2 protein-coding genes are annotated in these 939 nt (G+C 69.2%); one reads left to right on the top strand and one right to left on the bottom strand.

Annotated features, from left to right (window positions below; all coding sequences use genetic code 11):
- Positions 1-394 (bottom strand): c-type cytochrome (locus KUW17_RS23200; RefSeq protein ID WP_222482656.1); only part of this gene is annotated, 394 nt, incomplete at its 3' end.
- Positions 395-567: 173 nt separating this feature from the next.
- On the opposite strand from KUW17_RS23200, the gene KUW17_RS23205 reads away from it, so the two are divergent.
- Positions 568-939, top strand: a 372-nt coding sequence (locus KUW17_RS23205) for a biotin/lipoyl-binding protein (RefSeq protein WP_222482657.1), incomplete at its 3' end; no start/stop codon positions are given.

Genomic DNA, 939 nt, shown 5'->3' on the forward strand with positions numbered 1-939 from the left:
TTTGCACCGATTGCAGATAGACGATCAGATTGCCCAGGGCCCGCGGGACCATCATCGGCTGGCCGCTTGGCAGCGCCATGGCAACATACTGATCCTCGTCCAGCGACGGGCCGAACACCGGCATGTCGCCGTGGGAGGCAACCGGCAGCCGGCCGTCGATCTGCTTGGCCACGGCCTCGGTTGGAAAATCGCCCCCGTTGCGCTCGGCCAGCTGCGTCAGGTCCGGCGGCCTGAGCGCCATCATCTCCGCCATCGGGCCTTGGCTCGCGGCATCCTTGCCGTGGCACTCGGCGCAGAAATACAGGAACAGGTCCCGCCCCGCTTCCGCGCCGCTGCCCTGCGCCCAGGCCGGACCGGCCGCGATCGCCAATGTTACTGCCAGCCGCACCAGCATAGCCGTTCTCCTTTGCTCCATGACCTTCACAGCGCGCCGCCCGGCCCCGGCGCCCGCCGTGCGCGAGCCGATGATACCTGCAATCCGGCAGTGCAGGATTGACACAGAGCAAGGCGGGCCGCGCCGGTCCGGACTAGGCTCCACAGGTGTTGCAAAGGACCGGGCGCTTGGCCATGACAAGAACCACAGGTGCATTATTCGCCGCCGCAGCCGTCCTGCTCGCGGGGGCTGCCGTCTATCTGTTCATTTCGGAAAACGGCGCCGGGCTGCCGGAGGGCTTCGTTCAGGGCAACGGCCGGATCGAGGCCGAGCAGGTCGAGATCGCCCCCGCCAGGGCCGGCCGGGTCGACCGGGTGCTGGCAGCCGAGGGCAGCCTGGTGGCGGCCGGCGACATCCTGGTCGAAATGGACACGGATGAGCTGGCGGCGGCCCATGACCGGGCCAAGGCAGAAGCCGCCCTGGCGCGCCAGACCAAGGCCGAGGCCGAGGCGCTGGTAGTCCAGCGCCAGAGCGAGCACCGCCGGGCCGAGCATGAGCTGGCACGC

It is taken from the genome of Leisingera aquaemixtae, assembly GCF_019801145.1.
GTDB classification, from domain to species: Bacteria; Pseudomonadota; Alphaproteobacteria; order Rhodobacterales; family Rhodobacteraceae; genus Leisingera; species Leisingera aquaemixtae_A.